The organism is Salinivirga sp. (assembly GCF_055145285.1).
Window position 1 is genome coordinate 26,117 of sequence record NZ_JBSRDC010000017.1, and the last position, 6,540, is coordinate 32,656.

A 6,540-nucleotide genomic window follows, 5' to 3' on the forward strand; every position below is an offset into this window, starting at 1 on the left:
AAAAATGATTAAATACTAATCAAAAGTAAGTAAAAATGTTTCAGGTTCCAAGTTTCAGGTTAAAAAGTTTCAAGTTTGAAAGTTTCACGTTTCAGGTTTTAAGTTGTGAGACGTTCTGGCTGCAATGGAACAGTGTTTAGTGAAGCACAGTTTCTACTAGCGAAATGAAGCCAAAAGCAGGTTTGTAAACGGAATAACCTGAAGCCAAAAGAGACCTGAAGCAAATTTTCGCCGCGATGGAGCAGTTTTCAGAGGAACACAGTCTCCATCGGCGAAATGAAACGAATAGTAAAATTATAAACGAAATAACCTGAAACCTGAAACCTGAAACCTGAAACTAAATTATAATTATATGGCAAAAATAAATCGTTTTGAAGATTTGGAAACATGGCAATTAGCCAGAGAAATTTGTAATGTGGTATACGAGTTTACAATGTTTGAATCTTTTTCGAGAGATTTTTCATTGAAAGATCAGATACGCAGATCGAGTGGTTCCGTAATGGATAATATTGCAGAAGGTTTTGAAAGAGATGGGAAAAAAGAATTTCGGCAATATTTATCAATTGCTAAAGCATCTTGCGGAGAAACAAGATCACAATTGTACAGAGCTTTTGATTTAAAGTATGTCTCAAAAGAAGATTTTGATACATTATATGATCTGTTAATTGTTGAAAGTAAAAAGATAAGTGCATTTATAAAGTACCTGCAGCACTCAGAATTCAAAGGAACCAAGTACAAGAATTGACAGGTTTCATGTTCGAAAATTTCAGGTTTCAAGTTGTCCTTACTGCAAAGATTTGGTGCGTGCATAGTTTTCATCGACGAAATATAAAGAACAATAAAATTAAAAACGAAATAACCTGAAACTTGAAACCTGCAACATGAAACTTAAAGTCGCAGCGTGAGGTTGCAAATAATTGAAATGGAAGAAAAAGATGATGAAACCTCCATGATAAAGCTTTTAACACACACGCGAATGATTATTCAGAGAAATAAAAGTAAAAAGCTTGTTGTCAGGGAAAAGGAGGTTCCATCTGACCACTAAAATCAAAATGATAAACAGATGAAACATTTCATTAAAGAACTCACACCGCGACTTATTGAGTTATATCCCGTAGGGATGACATATCGGTAAAAAAGAAGATGCAACCGGATTCTCGCCGCGACGGAACAGCAATCAGCGAAGCACAGTTCCCATCGGCGAAATGGAACAGAAACTGGACTTATTAACGGAATAACCTGAAACCTGAAACTTGCAACATGAACACCCGAAATATTTTACATCTCGACCTCGACACCTTTTTTGTGTCGGTGGAGCGGCTGCGCAACAGCGCGTTGAATAACAAGCCCATCATCATCGGCGGGGCTTCCGACCGGGGCGTGGTGTCGGCGTGCAGTTACGAAACGCGAACGTTTGGCGTGTATTCCGGCATGCCCATGAAGATGGCGCGCAGGTTGTGTCCCGAAGCGCTGCAAATTCGTGGCGACATGGATCAGTATTCGAAGTATTCGCATGTTGTAACCGATATCATCGCAGAAGAAGCACCCGTGTACGAAAAAATGTCCATCGACGAGCATTATCTCGACCTTACCGGCATGGATCGTTTTTTCGGTACATTGAAATGGTCGCGGGAATTGCGGCAGCGCATTATGAAAGAGAGCGGATTGCCCATCTCCTTTGGTTTGTCGACCAACAAAAGCGTGGCCAAAATAGCCACGGGCGAGGCCAAACCCAATGGAGAGTTGCAGATAGCACAGCAGCAAGTGTTGCCGTTTCTGAGTCCGTTGTCCATTCGTAAAATTCCGGGCGTTGGGCACAAAGCATTTCAAACGTTGCGCACCATGGGCGTCGACACCATTGAAACATTGCGCATGGTGCCACCGGAAATGGTGACCCGCGTGTTGGGAAAAAACGGCGAAGGCGTGTGGAAAAAAGCCAATGGCATCGATCCTACGCCGGTAAAACCTTACCGCGAGCGAAAATCCATCGGTACGGAGCGTACTTTCAGCGAAGATCGTACCGATACGGCCCGTTTGGAGGAGATCATAGCCGCCATGACCGAGAAGCTGGCTTTTGAGCTTCGCCGCAAACAGAAAGTAACAGCTTGTGTAACAGTGAAAATACGTTATGCAAATTTTGATACGCATACCAAACAGCAGCGTATTCCTTACTCCGGCCTCGATCACCAGTTGATAAAAGTAGCCCGGGAGCTGTTTCGCAAAGTATACGACCGCCGTATGCGCGTACGGTTGGTGGGTGTCAAGTTTAGCCATTTGGTACATGGCGCCCACCAGCTCAATCTGTTCGAAGATACCAGTGAAATGGTGAAACTGTACCAGGCGCTCGATAATTTGCGTAACCGGTACGGCGATCATATTGTGCATAAAGCTATGGCAATGCGGAGGTTGTAATGTTTCAGGTGCCAAGTTTCAAGTTATCCCGTTTACAATTCAACTGAAACCTGAAACCTGAAACTTGTAACCTGAAACCTGAAACCTGAAACTTGTAACCTGAAACCAAATGTACCTCGCCGCCCGCACATATTACAGCCTCCGTTATGGAACTTTGTCGCCGGAAAAACTGGTGCAAATGGCCGCGCAAAAAGGTATTCAGGTTGTTGCTCTGACCGATATCAACAACAGTACAGGTATGCCCGATTTTGTGAAGGCGTGTCGCAAGTATGGCATTGCCCCGGTGGCAGGGATGGAATTTCGCAATGGCGATACATGGCTTTACACTGCATTGGCTCGTAACGAAAAAGGATTTGAGCAGATCAACCGGTTCATGTCGTACCACAACATCAACAATCTAAAGTTACCCGAACGCGCACCACAGCTCGAGGATGTGTTTTTTATCTACCCGTTTTTAAATTTTCCCGACCGCCTGCGCGACGATGAATACATTGGCGTACGCGTATCGGAGCGCAACAAGCTGGTGACCATCAGCGATAAGCTTATTCGCAATCGCTGTGTGATGTTTCACCCGGTGACGTTTGCTTCCCGCACCGATATGGAGCTGCACCGCCACCTGCGCGCCATCGATCACAATATGTTGCTGTCTAATCTGACCCCGGAAATGGTGGCCAAAGGCGATGAGGTACCGGCTACCGAAGCACAACTGGCCAAAACTTACGAGTTTTTTCCCGAATTGATTGACAATACGCAAAAACTGTTGTTGAAATGCACCTATCACATTGACTTCACATCGCTCAAAAACAAGCAGGTGTATTCTGCCAGCCGTTACGATGATAAATTGTTGCTCCAGAAACTTGCGCGCGAAGGTTTCGCAGAGCGTTTCGGGCCGGGCGATACTTATGCGCGTGAGCGTTTGGAAAAAGAGTTACAGGTGATCGATAAGCTGGGTTTTGCCGCTTATTTTCTCATCACCTGGGATATTATTCACTATTCCATGACCCGTGGTATTTATCATGTGGGCCGGGGAAGTGGTGCCAATAGTCTGGTGGCTTACGCGCTGAAAATCACCGATGTAAATCCGGTGGAGCTGAATCTCTATTTCGAGCGCTTCCTCAATCCGCAACGTACCAGCCCGCCCGATTTCGATATCGACTATTCATGGCGCGACCGCGACCAGGTGCAGGATTATATTTTCAAACGATATGGGAAAGAACACACTGCGCTGCTGGGCGCCATGTCTACGTTTCAGGGACGTTCCATTTTGCGCGAACTGGCCAAGGTCCACGGGCTGCCCAAAGCGGAAATTGATTTGTTGGTAAATGATCCGCGCGATGAGCGCAATCAGCATAAAGTGGCGCAACATATTTTGCGTATCGGGCAGCAGATGAACGATTTCCCGAACCTGCGCACCATTCATGCCGGTGGAATATTGATTTCGGAAAAGCCTCTTACCTGCTACACGGCGCTGGATATGCCGCCCAAAGGTTATCCTACCACACAATGGGACATGTACGTGGCCGAGGATTTGCGTTTCGAAAAACTCGATATTCTCAGCCAACGGGGCATCGGCCACATCAACGATTGTGCTACGTTGGTGCAGCAAAACCAGGGGAAACCCGTAGATGTGCATGAGGTGGAAACGTTCAAAAACGATCCGAAAGTAAAGAAACTGCTCAAAGTCGGGGAGACCAACGGTTGTTTTTACATCGAAAGTCCGGCCATGCGCGGACTACTGCGCAAATTGCGTTGCGACGATTATCTTACCCTGGTGGCGGCCAGCTCCATTATTCGTCCGGGCGTGGCCAAATCGGGCATGATGCGCGAGTACATCAAGCGGTTCCAGAACCCCGGAAGCTTTGAGTATATCCACCCCGTAATGAAAGAGCAGCTCGAAGAAACCTACGGCGTGATGGTGTACCAGGAAGATGTGCTCAAAGTGTGCCACCATTTTGCCGGCCTTGACCTGGCCGATGCCGATACGCTGCGGCGTACGATGAGTGGCAAACCTCGCTACGAAAATGAACTTAATTCGCTTATCAATAAGTTTTTTGCCAACTGTCGCAGCCGCGGCTATCCCGAGCATATCACCAAAGAGGTGTGGCGGCAGATTGCCTCTTTTGCCGGTTATTCATTTTCCAAAGCGCACTCTGCATCGTATGCCGTGGAGAGTTTTCAGAGTTTGTACCTCAAGGCCCATTATCCACTGGAATTTATGGTGGCTGTGATTAATAATTTCGGTGGATTCTACAAAACGAGCATCTATTTTAATGAAGCCCGGCGCTGGGGCGCGCAAATTGAGTTGCCGTGCGCGAATAGCAGCGTACAAATGACCACCATCGAAGGTAAAACCATTTACGTGGGCTTTGTGCATATCCAGGATCTGGAAAAACGCGTAGTGAAGGCGCTTGTTGCCGCCCGCAGTCAGGAAGGGGCATTCAAAAGTCTGGCTGATTTTACCCGGCGTGTGCAAATTGGCATTCAGCAACTGCGCATTTTAATTCGCATTGGGGCGTTTCGGTTTACAGGTAAAAGTAAGGTTGATTTGCTTTGGGAAGCACACATGCTGCTCGATAATAAGCCACGCAAAGAAAAGCCGGTACCCGTGCTTTTTGAACCGGAAGAAAAGCATTACAGCCTTCCCAGGCTACGCACATCAGCGTTGGAAGATGCTTACGACGAAATTGAGCTACTCGGTTTTCCGTTGTCACTCACCTGGTTCGATATGCTGCAAACCGGTTTCCGTGGCGAGGTGAAAGCCCGCAACTTGCAACGCTACGTGGGTAAAGCCGTTAAGCTCACCGGCCTGCTGGTCACCGTCAAGTACGTGTGGACCGTAAAAAAAGAAGTGATGCACTTTGGTACTTTTTTAGATGACAAAGGCAATTTCATCGATACCGTACATTTCCCCGATTCCCTCAAACAATACCCGTTTACCGGTGATGGCGTATACCTGATTTTAGGTAAGGTGGTGGAAGAGTTTGGGCACCCTTCCATCGAAGTGCAAAAAATGGCCAAACTACCCCTGAAACCCGATCCGCGCAACGAAAAACAACGGCACGCTGCAGGAGTACGGAAAGCCGCGGGAGACTGAGCGGAGGTGAGGCGAAAAAGCGAGGGCTTCGCTGAAGATACTACGGAAGGAATACTCTAAACCAACTTTCGGATAAAGACAAAAGCCAGATCAATGTTTCAAGCGAAACCCTCGCTGGATACTACGTAATTGGGAGTGCGACTCCAAGTCGCGCTCCCAATTTTCGATGTTGAAGCAAAGTCATCTGATGAGTTGTCAATTGGAATTTTTATTGTTGAACCTCTCTACTGGCCAGTGAAAAGTACTCATCTGATGACTAAGCTTGGCTCAAAAAGGTATATTTTGGTTCTTCGTATCTTTGGGGTAGAAATAGAAATATTAAATATTGTTTGTTATGGATAAAAAACAGTTGAAAGAAATTAATCGAATAGCAGAGCAATGCTTAGAGAATATTTGTGCTCCATATTCTCACTCCATGTGTAAATTTATGGGGGTTGGCCATTTTGAACCTGTTCCAAAAGGACAATTGTCAAAAGAGAAGATAAAACACGCAGATTCTGAAGAGTTTGATGATAATAAAGAGTATGCTCTTATTTTTCTCAAAGCTTTTGACCTAATTGAGTATCCTAAAGAGAAAGAAATCAAAGCTACTCCACAAGGGTATAAAGTTTATTTGACCGGAGGATGGGGAGTTTTTATTGATGGGATTAACCAGGAAAATAAGAATAGAAGAAGGTTGCTTAAGCTGCAGAATAATTTTTATTTGGTACCTATAGTAATATCATTGGTGTCATTAATTGTTGCTGTCTTTTGTTGATTTTAAAGAGCCAAAATGAAAAAGTGAGGGCTTCGCTGAATATGCTATGAAAGGAGCTATCTTAAAATAACTTTTCGGCAAAAAAGGAAGCCCAGACTTCGCTTCGAGCGAAACCCTCGCAGATTAGATTTTTTCTTTATTTTTGCCCTGAAAACGTCAAAAACAGTCATTATGCAGTTTGAAGAAGGTTACCTCTACCATATCTACAACCAGGGAAATAACCGGCAAAAGATATTTTTTAACCGGGAAAATTATTTGTTTTTTCTTAAGAAGATTA

At 45.2% G+C, this 6,540-nt stretch carries 5 protein-coding genes; all 5 read left to right on the forward strand.

Going from position 1 to position 6,540, the window contains the following annotated elements; genetic code table 11:
- Positions 1–352 precede the first annotated feature (352 nt).
- The 5 genes from ACTB0Y_RS03235 to ACTB0Y_RS03255 all read left to right on the forward strand — a co-directional run bounded on the left by ACTB0Y_RS03235 (position 353) and on the right by ACTB0Y_RS03255 (position 6,263).
- A complete protein-coding gene (locus ACTB0Y_RS03235) occupies positions 353–745 on the forward strand; it encodes a four helix bundle protein (RefSeq protein ID WP_463205357.1) in 393 nt (130 codons plus the stop codon).
- A gap of 156 nt (positions 746–901) precedes the next feature.
- A complete protein-coding gene (locus ACTB0Y_RS03240) occupies positions 902–1,045 on the forward strand; it encodes a hypothetical protein (protein WP_463205358.1) in 144 nt (47 codons plus the stop codon).
- Between the two features lie 215 nt (positions 1,046–1,260).
- Positions 1,261–2,412, forward strand: a complete 1,152-nt coding sequence (dinB, locus tag ACTB0Y_RS03245; RefSeq protein ID WP_463205359.1) for a DNA polymerase IV — start codon at positions 1,261–1,263, stop codon at positions 2,410–2,412.
- Positions 2,413–2,521: 109 nt separating this feature from the next.
- Positions 2,522–5,506, forward strand: coding sequence for a DNA polymerase III subunit alpha (locus tag ACTB0Y_RS03250; protein ID WP_463205360.1), 2,985 nt, complete (start codon positions 2,522–2,524; stop codon positions 5,504–5,506).
- A 334-nt stretch (positions 5,507–5,840) separates the two neighbouring features.
- Positions 5,841–6,263 carry a hypothetical protein gene (locus ACTB0Y_RS03255; protein WP_463205361.1) on the forward strand — a complete coding sequence of 141 codons (423 nt, stop codon included), beginning with the start codon at positions 5,841–5,843 and terminating at the stop codon, positions 6,261–6,263.
- Positions 6,264–6,540 lie beyond the last annotated feature (277 nt).